General features: G+C 65.3%; 27 protein-coding genes. 16 read left to right on the top strand and 11 right to left on the bottom strand.

Annotated features, from left to right (window positions below; genetic code table 11):
- The first annotated feature begins 3 nt into the window (after nt 1–3).
- From QN397_RS21430 to QN397_RS21410, 5 genes are all read left to right on the top strand, one after another.
- Nucleotides 4–999 carry a tripartite tricarboxylate transporter substrate binding protein gene (locus tag QN397_RS21430; RefSeq protein ID WP_323498636.1) on the top strand — a complete coding sequence of 332 codons (996 nt, stop codon included), beginning with the start codon at nt 4–6 and terminating at the stop codon, nt 997–999.
- A 13-nt stretch (nt 1,000–1,012) separates the two neighbouring features.
- Nucleotides 1,013–1,939 carry a LysR family transcriptional regulator gene (locus QN397_RS21425; RefSeq protein WP_323498634.1) on the top strand — a complete coding sequence of 309 codons (927 nt, stop codon included), beginning with the start codon at nt 1,013–1,015 and terminating at the stop codon, nt 1,937–1,939.
- A gap of 64 nt (nt 1,940–2,003) precedes the next feature.
- Nucleotides 2,004–2,777, top strand: a complete 774-nt coding sequence (locus QN397_RS21420; protein WP_323498633.1) for a glycosyltransferase family 2 protein — start codon at nt 2,004–2,006, stop codon at nt 2,775–2,777.
- 48 nt (nt 2,778–2,825) lie between these two features.
- On the top strand, nt 2,826–3,278 hold the full coding sequence (locus tag QN397_RS21415; protein WP_323498632.1) for a DUF2214 family protein: 453 nt from the start codon (nt 2,826–2,828) through the stop codon (nt 3,276–3,278).
- A 7-nt stretch (nt 3,279–3,285) separates the two neighbouring features.
- Nucleotides 3,286–5,334, top strand: coding sequence for a fused MFS/spermidine synthase (locus QN397_RS21410; RefSeq protein ID WP_323498631.1), 2,049 nt, complete (start codon nt 3,286–3,288; stop codon nt 5,332–5,334).
- Between the two features lie 67 nt (nt 5,335–5,401).
- Here the strand turns inward: QN397_RS21410 and QN397_RS21405 are convergent, their stop codons facing one another.
- Entirely contained in the window at nt 5,402–5,677 is a 276-nt protein-coding gene (locus QN397_RS21405; protein WP_323498630.1) for a hypothetical protein, read from the bottom strand.
- A gap of 127 nt (nt 5,678–5,804) precedes the next feature.
- On the opposite strand from QN397_RS21405, the gene argS reads away from it, so the two are divergent.
- From argS to QN397_RS21375, 6 genes are all read left to right on the top strand, one after another.
- Nucleotides 5,805–7,490 (top strand): arginine--tRNA ligase, encoded by a 1,686-nt coding sequence (argS, locus tag QN397_RS21400; RefSeq protein WP_323498628.1) that lies wholly within the window; start codon nt 5,805–5,807, stop codon nt 7,488–7,490.
- A 14-nt stretch (nt 7,491–7,504) separates the two neighbouring features.
- Nucleotides 7,505–8,254, top strand: a complete 750-nt coding sequence (locus tag QN397_RS21395; protein ID WP_323498627.1) for an SPOR domain-containing protein — start codon at nt 7,505–7,507, stop codon at nt 8,252–8,254.
- Nucleotides 8,255–8,417: 163 nt separating this feature from the next.
- Complete coding sequence (locus QN397_RS21390; RefSeq protein ID WP_323498626.1) at nt 8,418–9,059, top strand: thiol:disulfide interchange protein DsbA/DsbL; 642 nt, start codon at nt 8,418–8,420, stop codon at nt 9,057–9,059.
- A gap of 100 nt (nt 9,060–9,159) precedes the next feature.
- Complete coding sequence (lptA, locus tag QN397_RS21385) at nt 9,160–9,906, top strand: lipopolysaccharide transport periplasmic protein LptA (RefSeq protein WP_323498625.1); 747 nt, start codon at nt 9,160–9,162, stop codon at nt 9,904–9,906.
- Entirely contained in the window at nt 9,906–10,685 is a 780-nt protein-coding gene (gene lptB / locus QN397_RS21380) for an LPS export ABC transporter ATP-binding protein (protein WP_416352219.1), read from the top strand. Before lptA ends, lptB begins: the two co-directional genes overlap by 1 nt.
- 133 nt (nt 10,686–10,818) lie before the next feature.
- Nucleotides 10,819–12,432, top strand: coding sequence for an RNA polymerase factor sigma-54 (locus QN397_RS21375; RefSeq protein WP_323498623.1), 1,614 nt, complete (start codon nt 10,819–10,821; stop codon nt 12,430–12,432).
- A 9-nt stretch (nt 12,433–12,441) separates the two neighbouring features.
- Here the strand turns inward: QN397_RS21375 and QN397_RS21370 are convergent, their stop codons facing one another.
- Entirely contained in the window at nt 12,442–14,232 is a 1,791-nt protein-coding gene (locus QN397_RS21370; protein WP_323498622.1) for a hybrid sensor histidine kinase/response regulator, read from the bottom strand.
- Between the two features lie 24 nt (nt 14,233–14,256).
- On the opposite strand from QN397_RS21370, the gene QN397_RS21365 reads away from it, so the two are divergent.
- On the top strand, nt 14,257–15,546 hold the full coding sequence (locus QN397_RS21365) for a THUMP domain-containing class I SAM-dependent RNA methyltransferase (RefSeq protein ID WP_323498621.1): 1,290 nt from the start codon (nt 14,257–14,259) through the stop codon (nt 15,544–15,546).
- 24 nt (nt 15,547–15,570) lie between these two features.
- Here the strand turns inward: QN397_RS21365 and QN397_RS21360 are convergent, their stop codons facing one another.
- Nucleotides 15,571–16,110, bottom strand: a complete 540-nt coding sequence (locus QN397_RS21360) for a cysteine hydrolase family protein (protein ID WP_323498620.1) — start codon at nt 16,108–16,110, stop codon at nt 15,571–15,573.
- A 57-nt stretch (nt 16,111–16,167) separates the two neighbouring features.
- Between QN397_RS21360 and QN397_RS21355 the strand changes: the two genes are divergently transcribed.
- Nucleotides 16,168–16,572, top strand: a complete 405-nt coding sequence (locus tag QN397_RS21355) for a PIN domain-containing protein (protein ID WP_323498619.1) — start codon at nt 16,168–16,170, stop codon at nt 16,570–16,572.
- Between the two features lie 80 nt (nt 16,573–16,652).
- Here QN397_RS21355 and QN397_RS21350 read toward each other — a convergent pair whose 3' ends face one another.
- The 3 genes from QN397_RS21350 to QN397_RS21340 form a co-directional block, all read right to left on the bottom strand.
- Entirely contained in the window at nt 16,653–17,615 is a 963-nt protein-coding gene (locus QN397_RS21350) for a Bug family tripartite tricarboxylate transporter substrate binding protein (RefSeq protein ID WP_409051327.1), read from the bottom strand.
- A 73-nt stretch (nt 17,616–17,688) separates the two neighbouring features.
- Nucleotides 17,689–18,066, bottom strand: a complete 378-nt coding sequence (locus QN397_RS21345; RefSeq protein ID WP_323498618.1) for a hypothetical protein — start codon at nt 18,064–18,066, stop codon at nt 17,689–17,691.
- Complete coding sequence (locus QN397_RS21340; protein WP_323498617.1) at nt 18,063–19,460, bottom strand: acyclic terpene utilization AtuA family protein; 1,398 nt, start codon at nt 19,458–19,460, stop codon at nt 18,063–18,065. Before QN397_RS21340 ends, QN397_RS21345 begins: the two co-directional genes overlap by 4 nt.
- A 101-nt stretch (nt 19,461–19,561) precedes the next feature.
- Here QN397_RS21340 and QN397_RS21335 point away from each other — a divergent pair, with 101 nt between their 5' ends.
- Complete coding sequence (locus tag QN397_RS21335) at nt 19,562–20,476, top strand: LysR family transcriptional regulator (protein WP_323498616.1); 915 nt, start codon at nt 19,562–19,564, stop codon at nt 20,474–20,476.
- 5 nt (nt 20,477–20,481) lie between these two features.
- Here the strand turns inward: QN397_RS21335 and QN397_RS21330 are convergent, their stop codons facing one another.
- On the bottom strand, nt 20,482–21,396 hold the full coding sequence (locus QN397_RS21330; RefSeq protein ID WP_323498615.1) for a hypothetical protein: 915 nt from the start codon (nt 21,394–21,396) through the stop codon (nt 20,482–20,484).
- Nucleotides 21,393–23,129, bottom strand: a complete 1,737-nt coding sequence (locus tag QN397_RS21325) for an FMN-binding glutamate synthase family protein (RefSeq protein WP_323498678.1) — start codon at nt 23,127–23,129, stop codon at nt 21,393–21,395. The genes QN397_RS21330 and QN397_RS21325 overlap by 4 nt, the downstream gene beginning before the upstream one ends.
- A 63-nt stretch (nt 23,130–23,192) precedes the next feature.
- Here QN397_RS21325 and QN397_RS21320 point away from each other — a divergent pair, with 63 nt between their 5' ends.
- Together QN397_RS21320 and QN397_RS21315 are read left to right on the top strand one after the other, a co-directional pair.
- Entirely contained in the window at nt 23,193–23,999 is an 807-nt protein-coding gene (locus QN397_RS21320) for a UPF0149 family protein (protein ID WP_323498614.1), read from the top strand.
- Between the two features lie 127 nt (nt 24,000–24,126).
- Nucleotides 24,127–24,444, top strand: coding sequence for a hypothetical protein (locus QN397_RS21315; protein ID WP_323495732.1), 318 nt, complete (start codon nt 24,127–24,129; stop codon nt 24,442–24,444).
- 25 nt (nt 24,445–24,469) lie between these two features.
- On the opposite strand, the gene QN397_RS21310 is transcribed toward QN397_RS21315, so the two are convergent.
- The 3 genes from QN397_RS21310 to QN397_RS21300 form a co-directional block, all read right to left on the bottom strand.
- Nucleotides 24,470–24,880 (bottom strand): hypothetical protein, encoded by a 411-nt coding sequence (locus QN397_RS21310; RefSeq protein ID WP_323495733.1) that lies wholly within the window; start codon nt 24,878–24,880, stop codon nt 24,470–24,472.
- A gap of 111 nt (nt 24,881–24,991) precedes the next feature.
- Nucleotides 24,992–25,276, bottom strand: coding sequence for a hypothetical protein (locus tag QN397_RS21305; protein WP_323498612.1), 285 nt, complete (start codon nt 25,274–25,276; stop codon nt 24,992–24,994).
- 164 nt (nt 25,277–25,440) lie between these two features.
- On the bottom strand, nt 25,441–25,551 hold the full coding sequence (locus tag QN397_RS21300; RefSeq protein ID WP_323498677.1) for a hypothetical protein: 111 nt from the start codon (nt 25,549–25,551) through the stop codon (nt 25,441–25,443).
- Between the last annotated feature and the right edge of the window lie 6 nt (nt 25,552–25,557).

Here is a 25,557-nt window from a genome sequence, read left to right as displayed (position 1 = left end):
CCCATGACATTCCCTTCACGGCGCTCACTGCTCGCCTGCGCATCCGCATCGGTTGTTCTCGCCTTGACCACCTTGCCTGCAGGGGCTGCTGGGACAGAAGCCGCATGGCCCGACAAACCGATTCGCTTCATCGTGCCGTACACGCCGGGCGGCGGCACCGACGTCGTGACGCGGCTGATCGCGCAGAAGGTGAGCGAAGACACGCACTGGACCTTCGTCATCGAGAACCGTCCCAGCGGCAACGGCGCCATCGGCATCGACGCCGTGGCCAAGGCCAAGCCCGACGGCTACACGATCGCCATGGGTCAGACCGCGAACCTGGCGATCAATCCGACGCTGTTTTCCAACTTGCCTTACAACGCCTTGAAAGACGTGGTGACGGTGGCGATCGTCGCGTCGCAGCCGGTCGTCATGGTCGTGCGCACAGACGCGCCGTACCAGTCGCTCGCAGACCTCGTGGCTGCCGCCAAGGCCAAGCCTGGCGACATCAAGCAGGCGCTGGCCGGCACCGGCACCCTCGGCCACATGGCCGGCGAGGTGCTGGCCAAGCGGGCCGGCTTCACAGTGCTGAGCGTCCCGTACAAGGGCGCCGCACCGGCGTTGACCGATCTGCTCGGCGGCCAGACCGACTACATGTTCGCGACGCCCGAAGGCGCGCTCGCGATGGTCAAGGGCGGCAAGCTGCGTGCGCTGGCTGTGACTTCCGCCAAACGCCTGCCGACGCTGCCCGATGTACCGACCGTCGGCGAAACCTACAAGGGCTTCGAGGCGGTCGACTGGAAGGCCATCGTCGCCCCGGCCGGGACACCGCCCGAACTGGTCAAAAAGCTCAACGTCGCCGTCGACAAGGCGCTTGGAAAGCCGGCCGCGATCGCCCAGCTTCTGGCTGTCGGCAGCACACCGGTCGGCGGCAGCGTCGAGAGCGCGGCCCAGTACGTCAAAGCCGAGTACGCGAAGTGGGGCGCAGTCGTGCGGGACGGTGGCCTCAAGCCAGATTGAATAATCAGGCGCCATGGACCGCCTGAAACAACTCGAATCCTTCGTCTCGATCGCCACGCGCGGCAGCCTCACGGCGGCGGCCAAGGCGGAGGGCGTGGCGCCGGCCATCATGGGCCGACGGCTCGACGCACTCGAGGAGCGGCTCGGCGTCAAGCTGCTGGTGCGCACCACGCGGCACCTCACGCTGACGCACGAGGGCAGCGCTTTTCTCGAAGACTGCCAGCGCCTGTTGATCGACATGGCCAACGCCGAAGCCAGCGTGAGCGCCGGCGGCGTCAAGGCCAGCGGCCACTTGCGCATGACCGCGCCGGCGGGCTTCGGGCGCCGACATGTCGCGCCGCTGGTGCCGCGCTTTCGCGAGCTGCATCCCGAGGTCACGATCTCGCTCAACCTGAGCGACCGCGTGGTGGATCTGGCGGGCGAGGGCTTCGACTGCGCAGTGCGCGTGGGCGACATGCCGGACTCGTCCTTGGTCAGCTTGCGGCTGGCCGACAACCGCCGTCGTTGCGTGGCCACGCCGGCTTTCATCCAGCGGCATGGTGCGCCACAGCACCCGAGCGAGCTGTCGCGCTTCGCCTGCCTCACGCTGTCGAGCGACGCCTCGCAAACCCGCGGCTGGGCCTTTCGCACACCCGATGCCGCCGGCAAGCTGGAGGTGATCCATTTCAAGCCGCATGGCCCGCTCGATTGTTCCGACGGGCAGGTGCTGCACGACTGGTGCCTGGCCGGACACGGCATCGCCTGGCGCAGCACTTGGGAGGTCGAGGCGGAGATCGATGCCGGCCTGCTGGTGCCGCTGCTCGACGAATACGCCGCGCCGGCCAATGGCATCTACGCGCTGTTTTCGCATGCGCGCCACCTGCCACTGCGGGTGCGGCTCTGGCTGGATTTTTTGAAGCAGCAGTACGGCAGGCCGGAATTTTGGGGAGAAGTTCGCTGAATGGGCGGCGAATCGAGGTCTTGTCTGGGGTTCGACAGCGCTCGCTGCACTGCACAATCCGGCCATGAAAATTTCAGTCGTCACGATTTCCTTCAACCAGGGCGAGTACCTGCGCGCCTGCATCGACTCGGTGCTGAACCAGAACTACCCCGACCTCGAATACATCGTGGTCGACCCCGGCAGCAAGGACGACAGCCGCGCCATCATCGATTCGTACGGCGACAGGATCATCCGCGTCTATGAAAAAGACGATGGCCCGTCGGATGGTTTGAACAAGGGCTTCGCCCATGCCACTGGCGAAGTGCTCGCCTTCATCAATGCCGACGACGAACTGCTGCCCAATTCACTTCAGCGCATGGCCGATGAATTCAAGCGCCAGCCCGACGCCGATCTGGTGATGGGTTGTGGCTATTTCTCCGACGAAAAAGGCAAGCGCGGCAAGCGCATCCTGCCGTCGCGCCTGACGCCCTGGCTTTACGTCAACGGTGGCGTCACGCTGTTCCAGCAGGGCACCTTTTTCCGCCAGGGCATCTTCCGCAAGATCGGCGGCTTCAAGAAGGCCAACCGCACTTCGTGGGATGCCGAACTCTTCCTGGACATGGCGCTGGCCGGCGCCAAGTTCGTTCGCATCGAAGACGACATCGCTCTGTTTCGCATGTACCCCGGCTCCATCACCGGCAGCGGGCGACTGCAAAAGCTGTACGAAGCCGACAACCTGCGCATGTTCAAGGCGGTCATGGGGCGTGAACCGCGGCCGGCCGACCGACTGCTCAACAAGGTGGCGCGGGCGATGAAGTTCGCCGCCGATCCTGGCTACGCGTTGCGCCGGATGCGCTGAAGCGGTTGCAAAATAGACGCGGTGCCGTCTATTTTTAGAGAGCAATCGATGACCCTCGAAGCCATCCTCGCGTACCTGCATTTGCTGGCCATCCTGACGATGGTCGTCTTCATCGCCAGCGAAGCCGCGCTGTGCCGGGTGCAGTGGCTCAATGCGGCCGTGGTCGAGCGGCTGACCAGGGTCGACATGATCTACGGCATCGCGGCCATCGCGGTGCTGGCCACCGGCATCGCGCGAACCTGGTGGGGCGTGAAAGGCACGGCCTGGTACTGGACCAACCCGCTGCTGCACGTGAAGCTGGGGCTCTTCATCATCGTCGGCGTGCTGTCGATCTTTCCGACGCTGACCTTCTTTCGCTGGCGCAAAACGCTGCGCTCCACCGGCAAGCTGCCATTTGAAGGCGACATCAAGAAGACGCGGCGCCTGGTGATGATGCAAGCGCACCTGATCGCACTCATCCCGCTGGTCGCCGTGTTCCTCGCGCGCGGCTTCGGCAAATAAGCGCTGCATGGGACCGGTCGGCATCCAGCTTCTTTTTGCGGGCACGATTTTCAGCAGTGCCTTCCTGCTCTTCCTGGTTCAACCGCTCATCGCCAAGCAGATCCTGCCGTGGTTCGGTGGCTCAGCGGCCGTGTGGTCGATCTGCATGGTGTTCTTCCAGGTCGTGCTGCTGGCCGGCTACGCGTACTCCGACTGGGTTACGCGGCGCTTGGGCGTGAAAGCGCAGGCGCGATTGCACGTCGCACTGCTGCTCGTGAGCCTCGCGTTTTTGCCGATCGTCACCAGCGCGCGCTGGAAGCCCACCGGCTCCGAAGACCCGACGCTGTGGATCCTCGGCTTGCTGCTCGGCACCATCGGTCTGCCTTACTTTCTGCTCTCGACAACCGGGCCGCTGGTGCAGTCGTGGGTGGCGCGCACGCCTTGGGGTGCGCAGGTCTATCGCTACTTTTCTCTGTCGAACCTGGCGTCGCTGGCGTCGCTGCTGGCGTACCCGGTGCTGATCGAGCCGTACAGTTCGCTGGTGCAGCAGGCGCATGGCTGGTCGTGGGGATTCGGTGCCTTTGCCGCGCTGTGTGCGGGCACGACGATCTATGTGTCGCGGCGCTGGGCGAGCGGTGCGCCGCATCTGGCGCCTGTCGCCACGGTTTCTGCGGCACCCGATGTGAAGCCGCGCACCGTCGACTACCTCCTGTGGCTCGCGCTGCCGGCCCTCGGCTCGTGGCTCTTGCTCGCGATCACCAACCACATCACGCAGAACGTGGCGGCGATCCCGTTCCTGTGGGTGCTTCCGCTGTCGGTCTACTTGTTGACCTTCGTGCTGTGCTTCGAAAGCGATCGCTGGTATCGGCGCGGCATTTTTTTACCCGGCGCGGCGGCGATGCTGCTGCTCTGCGCATTCGGCCTGCAAGACAGCGTCGGCTCCGACGTCAAGACCGCCTTGCCGATCTACGTCGCCGGGCTCTTCGTGCTGTGCATGTTCCTGCACGGCGAGATGGCGCGGATGCGGCCGGGGCCGAGCTATCTCACGCGCTTTTATCTGATGCTATCGCTGGGCGGCGCCATCGGTGGCGTGACGGTCGGTCTGCTCGCACCGCACGTGCTGCCAGCGTATTACGAACTCGGCATCGGGCTGGTGCTGACCGCGCTGCTCGGCGCGGTGCTGGCGGGCCGCGGGTCGGGCCAGCGCCGGTGGCTGGGCGGCGCTGGCGTCGCACTCGCCGCCTGCTGTGCATGGTTTCTATCGGTGCAGATTCGCGACGACACGACCGATGCGCGCGGCCTGCTGCGCAACTTCTACGGCACGCTGATCACGCTCGATACGCGCCGGGACGATCCGAACTACAACGTGCGGCAGATGTACCACGGCTCGGTCAAACACGGCGAGCAGTTCCTGGCCGCAGCGCGCCGACGTGAGCCGACCACGTACTACGGCGAATCGGCGGGCATCGGCCGCGCCATCGCGTCGGCGCCCGATGCGCCGCGCCGGGTCGGCCTCATCGGCCTGGGTGCCGGCACGCTCGCAACCTACGGGCGCACTGGCGACGCCTATCGCGTGTATGAAATCAACCCGCAGGTGTTCGAGCTGGCCGATGGCGAATTCAGCTTTCTGAAAGACAGCCCGGCGCGCATCGAGCGTGTGCTTGGCGATGCGCGGCTGGCGCTGGAGGGCGAGGCGCCGCAGAACTTCGATGTGCTCGCAGTGGACGCGTTCTCCGGCGATTCGGTGCCGATCCACCTGATCACCGTAGAGGCGATGGCGGTGTACGAGCGGCATCTGAAGCCCGACGGCGTCGTCGCCTTCCACGTGACCAATCGCTTCCTGGATCTGGCGCCGGTGGTGGCGCGCATCGCCGAGTCGCGTGGGCTGCACGCGGTGCTGGTGCATGACGAGCCGGAGAACGGTGCGCTGCGCAACACCGACTGGGTTCTTGTCGCTCGCGACGCGAAAACGCTGGCGCGTCCGGCGATCGGCCGTGCCGGCGCGGCGATCACGCTGAAGCCCGGCGTGAAACCCTGGAGCGACGACTTCAACAACCTGCTCGGTGTGTTGAAGTAAGCAGTCGCAAAAAAGCCCGCGTGCAGCGGGCTCTTGAGTGCGACGCTGAGGTCGCCTCAGCGCCGTCTCAGCCTTTGGCGTCGGCTTCGCACTTCTTCATGAAGCTGGTCTTGGCGGCACCGGCCAGCGCCTTGCCGTTCTTGTCCATGGCCTTCGTCGCGCATGCGGGCGCTGCCGAGGACATGGTGTCCTTCTCGCACTTCTTCACGAAGCTGGTCTTGGCGGCGCCGGCGAGGGGCTTGCCGTTCTTGTCCATGGCCTTCGTTTCGCAGGCGCTCTGGGCGTGGGCTGCACCGAAAGAGAGACACGCGCCGAGGGCGATCAGGGAAAGGAGCTTTTTCATGGTGTGGATGTCCTGGAGGTTGAGTGACGACAGCAGCCCCGACCGGGGCCAATGATGCTAACGGGGCAAGGTGCCTGCAGGATGACGCAAGAAAGGAGCCCGCTGTTACGCCCGGTAAAATTGGCCGATGCTATTGGTCAAACAGGAGTTGCTCGCGGCGCTCGCGAACACACTCGATACTTTCTCGCCCGGCGCTGGCGCCAAAGCCGCGTTCGAGTCGCCCAAGGTGGCGGCGCACGGCGACTTCGCCAGCACGGCCGCGATGCAACTCGCCAAGCCGCTCGGGCGCAAGCCTCGCGATCTGGCCGAGGAGGTGAGCGCGGCGCTGCTCGCCACGCAATCCTTCCAGCAATGGGTGCAGTCGATCGAAATCGCCGGCCCGGGCTTTCTCAACATCCGCCTGAAGACCGCTGCCAAGCAGCAGATCGTGCGCGAGGTGCTCGATGCGGGCGCCACCTTCGGCCAGCGAGCCCCCACCGGCGAGAAAGTGCTGGTCGAGTTCGTCTCCGCCAACCCGACCGGTCCGCTGCACGTCGGTCATGGCCGCCAAGCCGCGCTGGGCGATGCCATCTGCAACCTGCGCGCCTCACAGGGCGATGCCGTGTTCCGCGAGTTCTATTACAACGACGCCGGCGTGCAGATCCAGACGCTCGCCAGCAGCGTGCAGATGCGCGCCAAGGGCCTGAAGCCTGGCGACGCCGACTGGCCGAGCGGTGAAAAGGCCGCCGCCTACAACGGCGAATACATTGCGGACATCGCTTACGACTTCAGGGCGAAAAAGACCGTCAAGTCGGACGACCGGGAGTTCACCGCCAGCGGCGACATCGCCGATATCGACTCGATCCGCGAGTTCGCCGTGGCCTATCTGCGGCACGAGCAAGACCTCGACCTGCAGGCGTTCCGGGTGCGCTTCGACAACTACTACCTGGAGTCGAGCCTGTACACCAGCGGCCGTGTCGAGTCGACCGTGCAAAAGCTGGTCGCCGCCGGCAAGACCTACGAAGAAGACGGCGCGCTCTGGCTGAAGTCCACCGACTACGGCGACGACAAGGACCGCGTCATGAAAAAGCGCGACGGTACGTACACGTACTTCGTGCCCGACGTGGCCTACCACTTGGCCAAATGGGAGCGCGGCTTCCACACCGTCGTGAATATCCAGGGCACCGATCACCACGGCACGATCGCACGGGTTCGCGCCGGCCTGCAGGGCGTTGGTGAAGGCATCCCGCCGAGCTACCCCGACTACGTGCTGCACACCATGGTGCGTGTCATCAAGGACGGCGAAGAGGTCAAGATCAGCAAGCGCGCCGGCAGCTATGTGACGTTGCGCGATCTGATCGAGTGGACCAGCACCGACGCCGTTCGCTTCTTCCTGCTGAGCCGCAAGCCGGATACGGAGTACACCTTCGATGTCGACCTGGCCGTGGCCAAGAACAACGACAACCCGGTGTACTACGTGCAGTACGCCCATGCGCGCATCTGCTCGGTGCTGACTTCATGGGGTGGTGACGAGGCCTCGCTGAAGACGGTCGACGTGTCACCGCTCGACAGCCCGGCGGCCCAGGCCCTGATGCTGCTGCTCGCCAAGTACCCCGACATGCTGAGCGCCGCTGCCAAGGATTTCGCGCCGCACGACGTCACTTTCTACCTGCGCGAACTGGCCGCGAGCTACCACAGCTACTACGACGCCGAGCGCATTCTGGTCGACGACGAAGCCGTCAAGAAAGCCCGTTTGGCGCTGGTCGCCGCCACTGCGCAGGTGCTGCACAATGGCCTCGCAATTCTTGGCGTCAGTGCGCCACGCAAGATGTGATTCCGAACCTCAAAATGAAATCAAGTACACGCTCAGTTCAGCGCGGCAACATCGTCATCGGGCTGATCATCGGCCTGGTGCTCGGGCTCGGCGTGGCGCTGGGCATCGCGGTCTACGTGACCAAGGTGCCGATCCCGTTCATGAGCAAGAACCAGCGCGGCGGTGCCGAGCAGGACGAAGCCGAAGCCCGCAAGAACCGCGACTGGGACCCGAACGGCCCACTCGCAGGCAAGGCCGGTGCCGTCAAGCCGCAGCCGCCTTCGGTGACCGCACCTGCGACCGTCGGCCCGCTCAATGCGCCTTCGACCGGCCCGGTTCCGGTAGTGGTCGCGCCCGGTGCGTCCACGACCCCGGCTGCGCCGCGCCCGCGCACAGCGCCGGTGCCGGCCGAAGCCAACGCACTGCCGCCGTCGAGCGATCCGTTGGGCGACTTGGCTCGCTCAAGATCCGGCAACAACCCGACCGCCGGCGGCACCATTGCCAGCGCGGCGCCTTCGACTGCTGCTGCCAACGCCAGTGGCGCAGACCCATTCCTCTACTTCGTGCAGGCCGGCGCCTTCCGCACCACCGACGACGCCGAAGCGCAGCGCGCCAAGTTGTCGCTGATGGGTGTCGAGGCCAAAGTCACCGAGCGCGAACAAGCCGGTCGCACCGTGTACCGCGTGCGCGCCGGCCCCTTCAACAAGAAGGACGATGCCGACCACTTGAAAGATCGCCTCGATGGCGGCGGCTTCGATTCCGCACTGGTGCGGGTGCAGCGCTGAGTGCGGTCCGCCGTGGAGCGTTGAGTTTTGGAACGTTGACTTTTCTTTACTCGCCGCGGCGTGACGCACTGCGTCTCTGCCGCGTTGAATCAACCGGGCGCGGAACTCCGCGCGGCACTTCTGGCTCTTTCAGCCGAACAGGAGCACCTCTTTGATGAAACACATGAACCGTCGTGACTTTTCTCTGGCCGCCACATCCCTCGGGTTGATGTCCGCCGCTTCTCTCTCGCATGCCCAGGTTCAGCCCAAGGCCGGCAAGGACTACATCGACTTGAGCCCCCGCGTCCCGGTCGATGCGCCGGCCGGCAAGGTGGAGGTCATCGAGTTCTTTTCTTACAACTGTCCGCATTGCAATGCGTTCGAGCCCGAGCTCGAAGCCTGGGTCAAAACGTTGCCGAAAGACGCCGCGTTCCGTCGCGTTCCCGTGCCGTTCGTCGGCAACGACGTCGAGCCTAAGCAGCGCCTGTATTACGCGCTCGATGCCATGGGCAAGCTCGACGAATACACGATGAAGGTCTTCAATGCGATCCACACCCAACGCCAGAACGTGAACGGCGACGCGGCCATCATTGCGTGGGCCGAAAAGAACGGCCTCGACAAAGTCAAGTTCACGGAGGCGTTCACCTCGTTCGGCGTAGTGAGCAAGGCCAAGCGGGCGACGCAAATCACCGAGCAGTACAAGGTGGCCGGTGTGCCTGCTCTTGGCGTGGCAGGGCGATTTTACGTCGACGGCGAGCTCGCCGGCAACATGACCAAGTCGCTGCAGGTCGCCAATTACCTGATCACCGAAGCGCGCAAAGGTTGAAGCTGTCACACGCGTTTTTTGAGAAGCCCGCTTCGGCGGGCTTTTTCGTCAAGGTCGTGTCAGTTGGCCGCATACAATGCGCAGCAAGTTTCGTGCCTCTATGACCCTGCGCTCAAAATCCCCCCTTCGCTCCTTTCGTTCTGCTTTCGCGATCACCTTTGGTGCATTGCTCGCCTTGGCACTCGGCACCGGCCTGCCGGCGCATGCCGAAAAGGCCGACCGACTGAAGCCGATGAACATCGAGTCGGACGCGCTGCGTTACGACGACCTGAAGCAAACCAGCGTTTTCACCGGCAAGGTGTTCGTCACCAAGGGCACGATCGTGATTCGCGGCGCCCGCATCGACGTGCGCCAGGACCCCGAGGGCTACCAATACGGCGTGGTCACGCCCGAGCCGGGCAAGCTGGCTTACTACAAGCAGAAACGCGACGCCCCGGGCGACGAGTGGACAGAGGGTGAAGCTGATCGCATCGAATACGACAGCCGCGCCGACAACGTCAAGTTCATCGGCCATGCCGTGATGCGGCGGCTGATCGGCACCAAGGTCAACGACGAAACCACCGGCCCGCTGATCGTCTACGACCAGAGCAACGACACCTTCACGGTCAACGGTTCTACCTTGCCGCCGGACGCCAGCGTCGCGGCCGGTGCTTCGGGTGGTCGCGTCAGGGCGGTGCTCACGCCGCGCGCTCCGGCGTCGGCAGCCGGTGGCGCCAAAGCGGCTCCGCCTGCGTCCGGTCCGGGCTCGGGTTCCAGTGCCGCGCCGGCCACGACGGTGCCCGCCACCCCCGCTGCAGGCTCCGGCCTGCGCCAGAGCACCACGCTCGGCGGAGAACCGCGCAAGTGATCGAAAACGCAGACACGATCGACGTCGGCAGCCGCCTCGAAGCGCGCGGCCTCAAAAAGACCTATGGCAGCCGAACGGTCGTCAAGGATGTGTCGCTCGGCGTGCAAAAGGGCGAGGTGGTCGGGCTGCTCGGCCCGAACGGCGCCGGAAAAACGACCTCGTTCTACATGATCGTCGGGCTGGTTCGCGCCGACGCGGGCGAGATCACCATCGACGGCGAGCCGATCGCGCACATGCCGATCCACAAGCGCGCGCGCATGGGTCTGAGCTACCTGCCGCAGGAGGCGTCGATTTTCCGCAAGCTCACGGTCGAAGAGAACGTGCGGGCCGTGCTCGAGCTGCAGCTAGACACCGACGAGTCCGGCAGGGCGGTCCCGATATCGAAGGCACGGATGGAAGAGCGGCTGAGCGAGCTGCTGAACGACCTGCGCGTCGAACATTTGCGCAACTCGCCGGCGTTGTCGCTGTCGGGCGGCGAGCGGCGGCGGGTCGAAATCGCCCGTGCGCTCGCCACGCAGCCGCGCTTCATCCTGCTGGATGAACCCTTCGCCGGCATCGACCCGATTGCCGTTATCGAAATCCAGCGAATCATCAGTTTTCTCAAAGAGCGCGGCATCGGCGTGCTGATCACCGACCACAACGTGCGTGAAACGCTGGGCATCTGCGATCACGCTTTCATCATCAGCGACGGGCAAGTGCTGGCACAGGGCACGCCTTCGGAGATCGTCGACAACGCCGAGGTACGACGCGTCTACCTCGGCGAACACTTCCGGATGTGAACTTGTTGCTCGCCCCCAGGTCGTCGCGCACTGCGTGTCGCTTCTTCCACCCCCTGACCGGGGGCAACACCAACAGCCCGGCAAAGCCGGTTCTGCGGTGTTTCTTGAACAGAGTGTGTCTGGCAGGCTGTCCGTGAAGCAAGGTCTTTCTCTTCGTGTCTCGCAGCATTTGGCGCTCACGCCACAGCTGCAGCAGTCGATCCGGCTTTTGCAGTTGTCCACGCTCGAGTTGAGCCAGGAAGTCGAGCAGATGCTCGACGACAACCCGTTCCTGGAGCGCACGGCCGAAGAAGCCGCACGCGAAGAGTTCGGCATCGACGTGTCCGACGCGCCAGCGCCGCGCGAAGAGCACGACAGCGACCGCCAGAGCGAGAGCGACGGCGAGTTCGCGCCCAGCGCGCTCGCGACCAGTGCCGACGGCGCCAGCACCGCGACCACCGCCAGCGAGACCGAAGCGCCGGCCGCCGAGATGTCCGACCAGGAGCCCGACTGGGGCGGCGACGGCACGGTCGAGATGACGCCGGACGATGGGGAATGGGGCGGCGAGGCGCCAGCCAGCAGCAACAACCTCGGCCCGAACGACGGCAGCGAGCGCACCGACGCCACCGAGCTCGCGCGCAGCCAGGAGTCGCTGCAATCCTTCCTGCACCGACAGGCACTGAGCCTGCGGCTGAACGAAAACGACCAGGCCGCACTGCGTTTTTTGATCGAATCGTTGAATGACGATGGCTATCTCGAAGACTCGTTGCCAGCGCTGGCATCGGGCCTCGCGGGCGATGACAACGACCAGTTCGACGGTCTCGTCCACCACTTCCAGGTGGCGCTCGGCCTGCTGCAAAGCCTGGAGCCGGTCGGCGTCGGCGCACGCGATCTCGGCGAATGCCTGGCAATCCAGCTGAAGGCGCTCGCCCATGAGAACGAGACGGCCGAAGAAAAGCAGATCCGCAAGACTGCGATCCTGATCTGCAAGCAGCCGATGGAGCTGCTCGCGCGGCGCGACTTCAAACGTCTGGCCACGCTCACACGCAGCAACGAAGAAGAAGTGCGCAGCGCGCTGCAGGCGATCGCCAAGCTGGAGCCCAAGCCGGGCCGCCGCTTCGTCGATGTCGAGCGCAACATCGTGGTGCCCGACGTGATCGTCACCCGCACCGGTCGTGGCGCAACGCTCAAGTTCCGCGTGATGCTCAACCCCGACGTGATGCCGCGTCTGCGCGTGCACGACATCTACGCCGGCGCGCTCAAGGCGCACAAGGGCGAGGGCAGCCAGGCGCTGTCGCAGCGGCTGCAGGAGGCGCGCTGGTTCATCAAGAACATCCAGCAACGCTTCGACACCATCCTGCGGGTGAGCAACGCCATCGTCGAGCGGCAGAAGAGCTTTTTCGTGCACGGAGAACTCGCCATGCGCCCGTTGGTGCTGCGTGAGATCGCCGACGAGCTGGGCTTGCACGAGTCGACCATCAGCCGCGTGACCACGGCCAAGTACATGTCGACGCCTTACGGCACGGTCGAGCTCAAGTACTTCTTCGGTTCGGCGCTCGGAACCGAAACCGGCGGCAATGCATCCAGCACGGCAGTGCGAGCGCTCATCAAGCAACTCGTGAGCGCCGAGAGCATCAAGAAGCCGCTGTCGGACAGCCAGATTTCCGACATGCTGAAAGAGCAGGGGATCGAATGTGCGCGGCGCACCGTCGCCAAGTACCGCGAAGCGCTGCGCATCGCACCGGCGAATCTGCGCAAGGCGCTGTAAGGCGTCGGTTTACCGCCGCGCCTGCAACAAAATCCCGCGCAGCTCCGCCGGCTGCACCGGCTTGCGCAACGCATGCCAGCCACGCTCGCGGGCCAGGTGCAGCGTCGCTTCATCGATATCGGCCGAGATCAGCGCGATCGTGAGCGACGGCTTTTGCAGTTGCAGGCGTCGCGCCAGGTCGATACCGTCGAGCTTGCCCGGCAAGCGGATATCGCACAGCGCGACGTCGATGGCCTGCAGGTCGGCGAGCGCCAGCGCCTCGGCCGCGCTCTCGTAGATGCGTGGCAGCGCCTGCCATTGGCGCAGCAGGGCCGCGAGGCTGTCGGCCACCACAGCGTTGTCTTCGACCACCAGCACCGCCAAGCCGGGCGCCAGCGGCATGGCGTCGAGCGCAGCGGTGCTGGTCGCCGCCGCGGTCGCGGCGCGTGCCGTGCGGTCGGGGTGCGCATCGCGAGGGGCCGATGGCAGCGTGAAGCCGAACACCGAGCCGCGTCCCGGCAGCGACCGCAGCGTGATCTGGACCCCCAGCCGCATCGCCAGGCGCCGCACGATGGCCAGCCCCAGCCCGTGCCCACGCTGTAGATTGCGCTCCACGTTCCCGACCTGCTCGAAGTCGCCGAACACCCGCTCCTGCGCTTCGCAAGCGATGCCGATGCCGCTGTCGCGCACCTCGATGCGCCAGCCGTCCGGCCGGCGCCGACAGGCCAGCAACACGCGGCCATTGGGTGCGAACTTGACAGCGTTGTCGACCAGATTGGCGACGATGCGGCGCAGCGCCACCGTGTCGGTCCACACGATGGCTTCGGCCGGGCAACGCACCCGCACCCGGCCGCTGCCTGCCTGCCGTGCGAACTCGTTCAGCAGCGGTGCGAGGGCGACCGCGGTCAACGTGAACGGGTCGGCAGCGGCCTCGATGCGACCGATTTCGAGCAGCTGGTTGGTCAAGCCTTCGAGCGCCTGCTGTGCCCGTGACAGCGCATCGACGGAGCCTTGCACCACGGCGGCGCTTTCGCCGGCGCGCAGTTGCTGCCGCAGCACTTCGGCCTGCAGGCCCATCGCCATCACCGGCTGCCGCAGGTCGTGGTTGGCGGCTGAAAAGAACCGGAGACGCTCGGCCTGCGCCTGTTCCGACGCGCGCAGGCCAGCCAGCGCCTGCACGCGCAGCGCGCTCTCGTTGTGGCGCAGGCTGATGTTTTCTTCGAGCTGGCGCGAGCGCTCCGACACCAGCTTCCACACCATCGCAAGCAGGCCGATGCCGAGGACCGCCGCCGTCACCATCACCGGCTGGCCGTAGGTGAGGCTCATCACGATCATCGGCACCAGCAGCAGCGAGATCGCCAGTTGCATCGCGGGCGTGTGATACGACACCGAGAACGCCGACGACAGCGTCATCGCCATGATGACGACGGCCAGCAGCAGTTGCACCACCGGGTCGGTCGGACTGAACAACAGTACGCCTGCCGCACCGTGCGCGGCCTCGTGTACTGCGATGCGAAAGGTGTGCAGGCGGAGCGCAGGCTGCAGGTTCTCGGGCGTCAGCGAGCTGGGCAGCACTTGCGGAAAAAAGCCGCGCCATGCGGTGCTGGCGGCGATCATGGTGATCCAGATAAGCGCGTGCGATACCGAATACTGCCAGGCGAAGAGGGCTGCAACGCCGCAGTCCAGCAGGAACTGCACGGCCAGCATCGGTCCGGTGGGCTGGGCGCTTAGGCGCAGCACTTCGCACTGCACTGCAAAGCGCACGGCCGGCGACGGAGCGGCCTGTGATGAGGGCGACGCGGGGGCGGACGGGGAACTCATGAGCACGGCCACTATAGTGGGCGGGTGAACGATCTCTCTCTCTTTTTGCCTTGCGCCGCCGGCGTCGAGGAACTCCTGGCGCAGGAAGTCCATGCGCTGACCGGCCGTGTCGGCCAAGACCTGCTGACACTGCGCGGCGGCGTGCGGGTCCGGGCCGAGTGGCGCGACGCCCTCAAGCTCAACCTGCACAGCCGCTTGGCGCAACGCGTGCTCATCGAATTGGCGCATGCGCCGTACCGCAGCGAGAACGATCTCTACGCCATTGCCAGTGGCGTGGCGTGGGAGATCTGGTTCACGCCGAAGCAGACTTTCAAGATCGAGACCACTGCGCAGCACAGCCCGCTGCAGAGCCTGAACTTCGCGACGCTGCGCATCAAGGACGCGATCGCCGACCGCTTTCGCGCCAAAGCCGGCGGCGTGCGGCCGAGCATCGAAACGCAGTGGCCCGACTGCCGCGTCTTCGCGCATCTGACTACCGACGACTGCACGCTCTACATCGACACCAGCGGCGAGCCGCTCTTCAAGCGCGGCTGGCGACAAGACACCGGAGATGCGCCGCTGAAGGAAACGCTGGCCGCGGCCATGCTGGCCGCCAGCGGCTGGTGGAACCCCGAAACGGGCGAGGTCGCAGCCCAACCCTTGTACGACCCCTGCTGCGGCAGCGGCACGATCGCCATCGAGGCGGCGCAGATCCAGTCGGGCATTCCGGCGGGCTGGTTGCGGTCGTTCGGCTTCGAGAAATTGCTGGCGTTTCAGCCGCACGTGTGGGCGGCGATCAAGGCTGCGGCCGAAGAGGCCGGCGCTTCGCACGAGCCGGGGCCGGCCAACATCTTCGGCTCCGACGTGGCGCACCGCATGGTCGATTTTGCCGAGCGCAATGCCGAGCGCGCTGGCGTGGCCGACCGCATCGAGTTCCGTGGCGGTGACGCGTTGCAGCGCATGCCGCCAGTTGACGTTGGCACCACTGGAGGCGTCATGGTCGTGAATCCTCCATATGGCGAGCGCATCGAAGTCGGTGGCATCGCAGGCGCGGACAGCGCAGCCAACACCGCGCGGTTCGGCGCACGCGAGTCGGCGCAGACCGAAGGCGGCGATGCCAGCGGCGACTTCTTCCCGCAGCTCGCCAGCCACTGGAAAAAGAACTACGCCGGCTGGACCGGCTGGGTGCTCACGCCCGACCTGCAGTTGCCCAAGCGCATGCGCCTCAAAGAGTCGCGCCGCGTGCCGATGTGGAACGGGCCGATCGAGTGCCGGCTGTTCAAGTTCGACATGGTCAAGGGCTCGGCGCGCACGCCGAAAGTGCCGGTGACCTGAGCCGCCTCGAGGCACCGGAACGCGTCAGGTGCCGATGCGTAAATCGTCCGTCGACACTGCTGTCACGAGCGGCCCGAAGCTGCTGATGTTGGTGAGGGTGTCGTTGTGGTGCCGGATGACTTGTTGCGGCGACAGGCCGGCATTGCCTTCGGTCGTGTGTGCGTCGGACACCAGCACCACCGGGTAGCCCAAGGCCAGCGCGCGCCGGATGGTCGTGTCGACGCAAAACTCGGTGTGCATGCCGCAAACGATGAGGTCTTCGACGTCGTGCGCCTTCAAGACAGCTTGCAGATCGGTCTTGTGGAACGAGTCCGCGGACGTCTTTCGAATGCGCAGGTCGGTCGGCGCTACGGTGAGTCCATCGGCCAGTTGCCAGGCGGGAGTGCCGTGTTCGAGGTAGCCCGAGCCGGACTCGTGCTGCACGAAGATCACGAAGGCGCCGGCGGCGCGCGCCTTGTCCGAAACCCGGTTGATCCGGTCGATGACTTGCGGCGATTCGAAGGGAGCATGCTCGCCCTCGCACAGGCCTTGTTGGACGTCGATCACGAGCAATGCGGTATTCATGAAAGGGATTGTCGGTCAGGTCTTTTGCAGCCGTGTGGCGGCGCCTAGACTTCCCCGATGATTTCGGCGCCCATCGTTCTCGACACCAACATCGTTCTCGACATCTTCGTGTTCAACGACGTGGCCGTGCAACCCTTGCGCGCCGAGCTAGAAGCCGGGGCACGAACCTGGATCGCGACGGAGGCCATGCGCGTCGAACTCGTGCGCGTGCTGGGCTATCCGAAGATCGTGCCGCGGCTTGCTTTTTATGAAATGAGTGCTGGCGACGTCATCGCCGCCTTCGACCGCCTCACGCGAACCGTGCCCCCGGCAGAAAAAGCAGGCCTGACCTGCAAGGACCCCGAGGACCAGATATTCATCGACCTGGCCGTCGCGCACGGTGCGATGCTGCTGAGCAAGGATGGCGCGGTGCGCGCCTTGCGCAAGCGGCTGGCGGCGCTGGGTGTCGAGATGGAACCCTGAGCGGGACGCCCAGCAGGCCTTGTCTCCTGGCTCACCCGAGCTTCATTGCAGTCATCCCCCCGATTGCATGCGCCGCGACCCTATTCCGCTTCGATCCCGGCCGCCTTCACGATGCTGCCCCACTTCTGCGATTCAGCGGCCTGGAACTTCGCCAACTCGTCGGGCGTGGTCGTGAAGACCTCGGTGCCGGTGGTCGCGTAAAAGCTGGTGCGTGCTGCGTCGCTCTTCGCGGCTTTGACCAGCAGCTCGTTCAGGCGCTTGACGACGGCGGGCGGCGTCGCGGCCGGTGCGTAGGCCGCGAACCAGTAACCCATCTGGTAGCCCTTGACGCCGGCTTCGGCAATCGTCGGGACATCGGGTGCGAGCGGCGAGCGTTGGGCGCTCGACATGCCCAATGCACGCAGCTTGCCGGCTTTGACTTGCGGCAGGCCCGTGGCGGTGTCGGTAATCATCATGTTGATCTGGTTGCCGAGCAGATCGGTCACCGCGAGCGTGTTGCTTTTGTAGGGCACATGCAGCAGCTTGATGCCGGCCATCTGCTGCAGCAACTCGCCCGCCATGCGGCTCGACGAACTGCCGCTGCCGAAGCTGTACTTGCCCGGATCTTTTTTTGCGAGAGCGATGAACTCGGCCACTGTCTTCGCAGGGAAATCGGGCGCGACGACCATGATCTGGCCGCCCTTGCCGAGCGCGGTGATAGGCGCGAAATCCTTCACCGGGTCGTACGGCAGTTTCTTGTACAGATGTTCGTTGGCCGCGTGCGTGGTGTTGGTGGTGATGAGCACGGTGTAGCCGTCGGCTGGAGCCTTGGCGACGTTCTGCGACGCGATGAAGCCGCTTGCGCCGGCCTTGTTGTCGATGACCACCGGCTGTTTCGTCTCGGCCGTGACGGCGTTGCCGAGCGCGCGGGCGATCTGGTCAGTCGCGGTGCCGGCCGCGAAGGGCACGACGAAGGTGATCGATTTTTCCGGGAAGGTCTGCGCCTGGGCCAGCATCGGCGCCAGCGAGAGTGCCAGCGTGGCGGCCACGGCAACGACCGCCATCGAAGCAAAGGAAGGGAGTGGACGGAACGATTTCAAGGGATGTCTCCTGATGTGGTGAGGATGAAAACTCGCGTCAGTCTTCGGATGGACCGGCGAGCAGATGGTGCAGGTGATCGGGCACGTCGACCGGCAGTGCGAGCAACAGAAACGACAGTGCCTTGCCGTGCGTGTCGAGGTTCAGCGCATCGTTGACGCCGCCGTCGAGCACGCCGTCGAGCACGAAGTTCATCGCGTGCAATTTGGGAAGCACGAAGCGTTGTACGCGGCTCGGCGCGCGATGGTGAAACTGCGCGGCCACCGCGTCCGATGTGACTTGCGCGACGAGCAAGTCGAACAGCTCGGGATGCCATGCGATGACGCTGATGTTGGAGCGGTCGCCCTTGTCGCCGGTGCGCCCGTGCGCCAGGCGATACAGCGGAAAAGCATGGGTGCCCATGACGGTCGTGTTCATGGCAAGTCCCCACCGCTGACGATCTCGAAGCGCACCGGCACCGCCTCGCGCGGCAGCAGGCAGGAGAGGGTGCTGAGGCGCGGCGTGAGCGTGGTGCGGACGCCGCCGCCGCCGGCCGGGCCGCAGGTGTAGAGGGCGGTCACTTCGCGGCCGAGCCGCTCGGCCTCGGCGCGATCGGCATGCGTGGCGGCGACGCGCAGGCGGACATCGCGGTGGCCGGCGTCGGGCAACTCGGCGAGCGCCCGGCCGGCGTCGTCGCCGAAGATGCTGAGCGAACCGATCAGGTCGACGCGCAAGCTAAGCCCGACCAATCGGCTGCGCAGCACATCGGCTGCCAAGCGTGCACGGGCCTCGGCGCGCGGGCCGGCGTACGAGATCTCGCCTTCGGCAAGCCAACCGCCTTCGTGGCACACGTTGACCTTGTAGTGCGTCGGACGCGCATGGCCGCGCACGCCCGACAGTCGCACGCGGTCGGCGCCCAGCAGTTCAACTTCCGCGTCGGCGATATCCGCCACCACGTCGGGGGTCAGATAGGCCGCCGGCTCGTGCACCTCGTACAGCAGTTGTTCCTTGACCGTCGCCTCGGTCACGAGGCCGCCGGAGTTGTCGGCCTTGCCGATGGTGCAGCGACCGTCGTTTTCGATTTCGGCAATCGGAAAGCCGACGTTCGCCAGGCCCGGAACATCCTTGAAGCCGGGGTCGGCGAAGTAGCCGCCGCACACCTGCGCGCCGCATTCGAGCAAGTGGCCGGCCATCGTCGCGCGGCCGAGCACGGTCCAGTCGTCGGCGCGCCAGCCGAAGTGCGACATCGCCGGGCCGACCGTGAGCGATGGGTCTGCCACGCGGCCGCAGACCACGATCTGCGCGCCGGCATCGAGTGCGGCCGCAATCGGTTCCGCGCCGATGTATGCGTTGGCGCTGACGATGCGCAAGCCGTCGAGCTGCGCGCCCAGTTGTTCTCGCAGCAGCGCGCGTTGTTCCGGCGAAGACAGATCGTCGCCCTCGACCACGGCAATGCACGGCGGGGGCTGCTGCAGCTCGACCGCCATGCGCGCGATGTGCCGTGCCGCCGCGCGCGGATTGGCCGCGCCGAAGTTGCTCACGATGCGGATGCCGTGCGCCAGGCAGCGCGCCAGCACGGGACGCAGCATGGCATCCAGCAGCGGCTCGTAGCCTGAATCCGGATCGGCACGGCGACGTAACTGCGCGAGCGCAAGCGTGCGTTCGGCCAGCGTTTCAAAGATCAGGAAGGCGCGTTGGCCGGCCGGTCCGCTGGCGAGCCGAGCGATCAGCGTGTCGACCACCGGGCCCGCAGCGTCGGTGCGATCGCCGGAAAAACCGGCGGCACAACCGACGAGCAATGGGGGTGGGCTGGGCGTGACAGGCAACGGCATGGTCCTAATGTAGGCACCGCAGCATCATCCGTAAAATCAAAAATCCGAATAAATTGATCCGAATTTCAAATCACAGAACGAGGTCGTAGAGTGGACTGCAGATGAGAACCCCCGACCTGTCTTCACGCCAGCTGCGCGCCTTTCTTGCGCTGGCCGATCAACGCAACTTCACGCGGGCTGCGCAGACCTGCCATCTGTCGCAGCCTGCCTTCAGCGCGCTCATCCGCACGCTGGAAGCGTCGGTCGGCGCGCGCCTGTTCGACCGCGACACACGCAACGTGCAGCTCACGCCCGAGGGCCGATTGTTCGAGGGTCCTGCGCGGCGCCTGCTCGACGACATGGGTGGCGCCATCGGAGATCTCGCGAACCACGTCGCACTGCGCACGGGGCGGATCAGCGTCGCGGCTTTGCCATCGCTGGCCGCTGGCTGGCTGCCCGCGGTGTTCGCGGAATTCATGCAAGCCTGGCCCGGCATCACGCTCGATCTGCACGACGCGCTGTCGGATGCGTGCGTGGCATTGCTTCGCAGCGGTCGGGTCGACTTCGCACTGGCTGCATCCGGCGCCGGTTCGGCCTCGGCGAGCGACCTGCGCAGCCGCAAGCTTTGCTCCGATCGCTTTCATCTGGTTTGCCGCGCCGACCATCCCCTGGCGCAGGAGCCGCGACTCACGGCCAGGAAGATCGCGCCGTGGCCGTTCATCCAGATGGCGCGCCACAGCAGCGTGCGCCAGTCGCTCGATGCCGCGCTGCATCCGCTGCGACTCAATGCCGTGTTCGAGGTCGAGCATCTGGCGACAGTGATGGGATTGGTCGAAGCGGGGCTCGGCATCAGCGTCGTGCCTGCTCTCACGCTGTTCCATTTCGGGCGGAAGACACTGGTGACGCGGCCGTTTCCGGTGGCGTCCCTGACGCGCAATGTCTATCTGGTGCAGCGTCGTGAGGGCAGCTTGTCGATGGCGGCGCAGGCGCTGCACGACCTCATCGTGAAGCGGCTGGGGTCGATGAAGCTCGATTGATCGCGTCAATCCGACAAGGCAACGCCCTTGCCATGCCAGCGCGACAGCAACCGCGCAACAGCCCGCACCCGCTGCGTATCCCGCCCCCAGCGCCGACCCGCCGGCAGATGCCGCAACCAGCGCATTCGCTGCGCTGCCAGCCGCAACCGCGCGCGTACCTCGATGTCGGCCGCCTTCAGCACCGCGTGCCAGTGATCGGCCGCGGCCTGCGGCGACGCCGCGCGCACCAACATCGCGGTCGAATGCAGGTAGCTCAGCCAGTCGCGCGTCTGGCATTCAGCTAACGGCAGCGTTTCGCCCGGATCGTCTTCGAAGTCGATGTAGCCGATGACGCCGTCGGGGCACTGCACAAGGTTGCGGTCGAAGGCCTGGCTCAGGTACTTGCCACGCGCGTGCACGATGGCGATGGCGTCGAGCCCTTCGCGCCACACGGCAAGCAGCGCGGCGGGGCCGGCGGCGGCTGCGTGATCGAGCTTTTCCTGCAGCACGACGGTGCTGCGACCACTCTCGCCGAGGTCCGACATCAGCAAGCCGTCGGGTTGCTGCGCCAGCACGGCCGGCACGCGCAAACCCGCTGCGCCGAGCTCACGCAGGCGTCGACCTTCGATGGCGATGGCCGCCTCGCCGCCGGGGTTGGGCACGGGCTTGAGCACGTCGAGCCGCAGCAGGCCGGCAACGACCGCGAGCAGGTGATAGCGCAGCTTGCCGTGCCGCGCACCGGCCTTCTTGAGCCACACGCGCTCGGCGCCGAGCCGGTGACTGACGACGTTCTTCGGTTGCTGCCGCAGTGTGATGCGAAGGAACTCGGCGTAGTCGCCCGGTGCAGGTGCGCGCGGAAGCGCGTCGAGTGGCGCAGGCCCCGAGGCCACGCCTTTGCGCATCTGGATGCGCGTGGAGCCGCTGCGTTTGGGAGGGTTCATGCGCTGAGCGCGACCTCTTGCGGCGCCTGCCCTTCGGCCTGCGTTTGTGTTCTTGCTTGCACGTCCGCAGCCTCACGCTGCTTCTGCGCATCGGCCTGCAGCGCCGGCAGCAGCGGCTGAAAACTGGCCGAGTTCGCCAACGGCCAGTACGTGCGAAACACGTTGTGCTGCGCATCGAGTGGCCCGAGCAGCGCACCGGCCTGCACCTGCATCACGAGGTTGCTCAACAGTCGCACCTCGGTGTCGGAAATGCGCCGCACGATGTGGTGCGCGGTGATCTGTTGCGGATGGTCGAGCCCCGCGGCCTGCACCAGCTCCTGCAGTGCGTGCAGCGTGCTGCGATGAAAGTTCTGCACGCGGGCGGCTTTGGTCGGTACGACCAGCGCCTGCTGGCGCAACGGGTCCTGCGTGGTGACGCCGGTCGGGCAGTTGCCGGTGTGGCAGGTCTGCGCCTGGATGCAGCCGAGCGCCATCATGAAACCGCGCCCCGCGTTGCACCAGTCGGCGCCCAGCGCCATCATCCGCGCGAGGTCGAAGGCGGTGATCACCTTGCCCGCACAACCGATCTTGATGCGGCTGCGCAAGCCGACGCCGATCAACGTGTTGTGCACCAGCAGCAGGCCTTCCTGCAGCGGCGCGCCGACGTGGTCGCTGAACTCGACCGGTGCCGCCCCGGTGCCGCCCTCGGCGCCATCGACGACGATGAAATCGGGCGTGATGCCGGTCTGCTGCATCGCCTTGACGATGGCAAACCATTCCCATGGATGGCCCAGGCAGAACTTGAAGCCGGTCGGCTTGCCGCCCGACAGCTCACGCAGCCGGGCGACGAAATTCATCATCTCGACGGGCGTGGCGAAGGCGCGGTGCGACGATGGCGAGATGCAGTCCACACCGATCGGCACGCCGCGCGCCGCCGAGATCTCGGCCGTGACCTTGGGGCCGGGCAGCACGCCGCCGTGGCCGGGCTTGGCGCCCTGGCTCAGCTTGATTTCGATCATCTTCACCTGCGGGTCACGCGCATTGGCGATGAAGCGTTCTTCGCTGAAGCTGCCGTCGTCGTTGCGGCAGCCGAAGTAGCCCGAGCCGATCTCCCAGATCAGGTCGCCGCCATGCACGCGATGGTGTTGCGAGATCGAGCCTTCACCCGTGTCGTGCGCGAAGTTGCCGGCCTTGGCGCCCTTGTTGAGCGCGAGGATCGCGTTGGCCGACAGCGCACCGAAGCTCATCGCCGAAATGTTGAACACGCTGGCGTCGTAAGGCTGCGCGCAGTCGGCGCCGATGACGATGCGAAAGTCGTGGTTCGCGAGCTTGGTCGGCACCATCGAGTGGTTGATCCACTCGTAGCCGGCGATGGTCACGTCGAGCTGCGTACCGAAAGGCCGGTTGTCGGGCTCGCCCTTGGCGCGCTGGTAAACCAGCGAGCGTTGCGCGCGCGAGAACGGCGCGGCTTCGGCATCGCTCTCGATGAAGTACTGGCGCATCTCGGGTCGGATGTACTCCAGTAAAAAGCGCAAGTGCCCGATAACCGGGTAGTTGCGCAGGATGGCATGCCGCGTCTGCCGCAGGTCGTGCACGCCAGTGCCGCTCAGCACCGCGAAGGCCCCGACGCCGACCCAGCCGCGCCAGAGCCAAGGCCACAACAGGACCGTCGCCAGGCTTGCGATCAAGCCGACCACGCACAGCGCGAACGCAATGTAGCGGGTGGGAAAAGGTGTGTTGATCGGTGTCGCGATGGTGTGTTCTCCAGTGCCCGGCGGCCTGCCTGCTGCATCATAGAGGGCTCAAACAGACGCAATATGACGACTCCTTCCGCTCCTGACAACGACCCTGCAACCCAAGCCGCTGCACTACCCACCGCCGACCCCGCACCGCTCGGCCCCGACGACTTCGATGCGCTCGACGGCGACCTCGACGCCATGCGCGAGACCGACGAAGAAATCCCTCAGTGGGAATTCTGCGAAGGCTTCATGGCCGCGCTCGTGTGCTCGCGCCGCCCGGTGCCGACCGAAGAATATTGGCCGGTGCTGCTGGGCGACGGCTTCGTCGCGGCGCAGCACATGGAATTCGTCTGGCGCTGGAAGCGCCGCTGGCGCGAGATCGAGCAGGGCCTCGATGCCGATGTGCAGTCGCTCGATGACGAGCGCACCTGGCAACCAGAAGTGCTCGACACCCGCGGCGCCATCGCGTCGTTGCCCGAAGACGAACGCACCGACATCGAGGGCGAAGAGATCCCCTCGTTCGCGCAAGTGTGGGCGCTGGGCTTCATGTACGCGGTCGAAAACTGGCCAGAAGACTGGGCCGCGCCGCGCGACAAAGAGGCCGCGCAAATGCTCGACGAAGCGCTCGACAGCATCGTTGCCCTGACCGAAGACGACACCGCCAAACCGACGTTGTCGATGTTCAGCGAAGACGGCCCGCCGAGCGTGAGCCAGCAACGGCTCGACGACTTCGGCGAAGCCATCTGGGCCGTGTACGACCTGCGTCAGCTATGGAAGAGCATGGGGCCGAAGGTCGAGACGATTCGGAAGGAAGCGACACCGGGGCGCAATGATTTGTGTCCTTGCGGGAGTGGGAAGAAGTTCAAGAAGTGCCATGGGGGGTGAGGGCGAACGGCTAAGTCGTCGCTCTACGACCGGCAGGTATGGGCCCTTAGCAGACCTTCCTCCTGCTCTTAAGCAGTCGTTTTATGTAGCCATGCTGTGTTTCCGTTGAAGCTTAATGAGGCACCGTATGGATACTTGGCTTGAGCGGCAGGCGCCCTTTGACAAAGCCCTTGCAAATGCGCTGATCGCGGCAACGCCCGAGACATGGGCGCGAGCGGAAGTCGAGGTCAGTCGGGACGACGATGGCGCGACCGAAGAAATGTCGATCGTCATCACGTCGCCGGATGGACGGCCAGAAGTCGTAAGCGCGACAGAAGACCTGTTCGCCGCCCTCTATGGTCTCTCGGACTTCTTTCGGGAGCGCGGGACGGTCTGGAACAAGATCGTTTGCTCAGTCGCTGAAGAAGCCGGCGACTGGACCTTCAAGGTGAGTTACGAGTACTGAGGTCAGCTTCTGGCCGTTAGCGGCGTTACTCGGCAGCAAGAGCGGAGGGCCAGTGCGGCGCTTTTCGCCAGTGCACCCCTTGACCAAACGGTCGCCCATGCTTGAAGCAAAGAAACACATCGACGACCGCGGCAGCTTGAAACCATTCGTCCGCGCGAAGGGCCAATTCCCCGCCGCTAAACGCAAGCACCGTCCCATCTGGAAACACTGGACTCGGTTGGTTGTGAAAAGCACGCAGCCGTTCTGACGCCGCCACATCAAACTTTTCGATCATGCAGGTCACGCCACCGCCAGCTACTTGCAGATAGTTGCCTGCTTCGTCCGTCAGCGATGCGTAGGAGTTCGGGCCGTAGCTGCGCAGCTTCAAAAGCCGCTTTTCAAGCTGGCTGTCGGTGGGATCAACGAGAGCTTCGAGGCGCTCCATTTCAAGCTTCATGATGAGGTGATGGTCAATGTCTGCTGTTGGCACGAAAGAAGACTAAGCCACCTTGAACTTCGCGGTTGCATGGAAAGTCGCTACTTGTACTTAGGAACTGCTATGCGGGAACTATGCGGAAGCAATGATCGCTCCTATAGCGAAGCAGACCATTCCTGCGTACCAAGCGCGCAGCAGCCAAACGCTAACGGGATGACGCCGTGCGTAGACATACGCGTAGAACGGCACGATCAGACAACGCACGCCGAGACCAGGATTGCCCGCGAAGGCGTGCATACAGATTCCAATCTGAGCGCCAAAAGCAACCGCCATGCCCAACATGAGCAAAACCGACCCTATCGATGCGGACATCGCGACCTCCCTTTTTTTTTCGAGTGTGCCGGTGATCCCTTGCATGGACACGGCACTTCCTCACGGCCGGCAAAAGAATCGTCACAGTCGCAAAGCTAGTCTCGGACGCTGTTCACAACGGATTCTCAGAACTTATAGGTGCGGCATACCTTCGATGCGCCGCACTGAGCGGTCGGTACGAACGTCCGCTCCTAGCCCGAATTCTGCCCTTAGCCCATGCTGATCGAAAGCAAAGGCCAGCGCTCGGCGAAGCGCTTGGCTTCTATGCGCTGCCTATAGATCTCAACGCTCGCTCTGAGCGGGTTGTGACGGACGCGCAGATTGAA

The sequence above is a fragment of the Variovorax sp. RTB1 genome (assembly GCF_035018765.1).
Lineage (GTDB): Bacteria > Pseudomonadota > Gammaproteobacteria > Burkholderiales > Burkholderiaceae_C > Variovorax.
Note: the sequence above shows the minus strand (reverse complement) of the source record. Positions and strands in the feature narration are given on the sequence as shown.

Excerpts from the sequence above, each read along its gene's own strand:
- QN397_RS21430 (WP_323498636.1), top strand. The coding sequence starts at position 4 with ATGACATTCCCTTCACGGCGCTCACTGCTCGCCTGCGCATCCGCATCG.
- QN397_RS21425 (WP_323498634.1), top strand. The coding sequence starts at position 1,013 with ATGGACCGCCTGAAACAACTCGAATCCTTCGTCTCGATCGCCACGCGC.
- QN397_RS21420 (WP_323498633.1), top strand. The coding sequence starts at position 2,004 with ATGAAAATTTCAGTCGTCACGATTTCCTTCAACCAGGGCGAGTACCTG.
- QN397_RS21415 (WP_323498632.1), top strand. The coding sequence starts at position 2,826 with ATGACCCTCGAAGCCATCCTCGCGTACCTGCATTTGCTGGCCATCCTG.
- QN397_RS21410 (WP_323498631.1), top strand. The coding sequence starts at position 3,286 with ATGGGACCGGTCGGCATCCAGCTTCTTTTTGCGGGCACGATTTTCAGC.
- QN397_RS21405 (WP_323498630.1), bottom strand. The coding sequence starts at position 5,677 with ATGAAAAAGCTCCTTTCCCTGATCGCCCTCGGCGCGTGTCTCTCTTTC.
- argS (WP_323498628.1), top strand. The coding sequence starts at position 5,805 with ATGCTATTGGTCAAACAGGAGTTGCTCGCGGCGCTCGCGAACACACTC.
- QN397_RS21395 (WP_323498627.1), top strand. The coding sequence starts at position 7,505 with ATGAAATCAAGTACACGCTCAGTTCAGCGCGGCAACATCGTCATCGGG.
- QN397_RS21390 (WP_323498626.1), top strand. The coding sequence starts at position 8,418 with ATGAACCGTCGTGACTTTTCTCTGGCCGCCACATCCCTCGGGTTGATG.
- lptA (WP_323498625.1), top strand. The coding sequence starts at position 9,160 with ATGACCCTGCGCTCAAAATCCCCCCTTCGCTCCTTTCGTTCTGCTTTC.
- QN397_RS21370 (WP_323498622.1), bottom strand. The coding sequence starts at position 14,232 with ATGAGTTCCCCGTCCGCCCCCGCGTCGCCCTCATCACAGGCCGCTCCG.
- QN397_RS21360 (WP_323498620.1), bottom strand. The coding sequence starts at position 16,110 with ATGAATACCGCATTGCTCGTGATCGACGTCCAACAAGGCCTGTGCGAG.
- QN397_RS21355 (WP_323498619.1), top strand. The coding sequence starts at position 16,168 with ATGATTTCGGCGCCCATCGTTCTCGACACCAACATCGTTCTCGACATC.
- QN397_RS21350 (WP_409051327.1), bottom strand. The coding sequence starts at position 17,615 with ATGGCGGTCGTTGCCGTGGCCGCCACGCTGGCACTCTCGCTGGCGCCG.
- QN397_RS21345 (WP_323498618.1), bottom strand. The coding sequence starts at position 18,066 with ATGAACACGACCGTCATGGGCACCCATGCTTTTCCGCTGTATCGCCTG.
- QN397_RS21340 (WP_323498617.1), bottom strand. The coding sequence starts at position 19,460 with ATGCCGTTGCCTGTCACGCCCAGCCCACCCCCATTGCTCGTCGGTTGT.
- QN397_RS21335 (WP_323498616.1), top strand. The coding sequence starts at position 19,562 with ATGAGAACCCCCGACCTGTCTTCACGCCAGCTGCGCGCCTTTCTTGCG.
- QN397_RS21330 (WP_323498615.1), bottom strand. The coding sequence starts at position 21,396 with ATGAACCCTCCCAAACGCAGCGGCTCCACGCGCATCCAGATGCGCAAA.
- QN397_RS21320 (WP_323498614.1), top strand. The coding sequence starts at position 23,193 with ATGACGACTCCTTCCGCTCCTGACAACGACCCTGCAACCCAAGCCGCT.
- QN397_RS21315 (WP_323495732.1), top strand. The coding sequence starts at position 24,127 with ATGGATACTTGGCTTGAGCGGCAGGCGCCCTTTGACAAAGCCCTTGCA.
- QN397_RS21310 (WP_323495733.1), bottom strand. The coding sequence starts at position 24,880 with ATGAAGCTTGAAATGGAGCGCCTCGAAGCTCTCGTTGATCCCACCGAC.
- QN397_RS21305 (WP_323498612.1), bottom strand. The coding sequence starts at position 25,276 with ATGCAAGGGATCACCGGCACACTCGAAAAAAAAAGGGAGGTCGCGATG.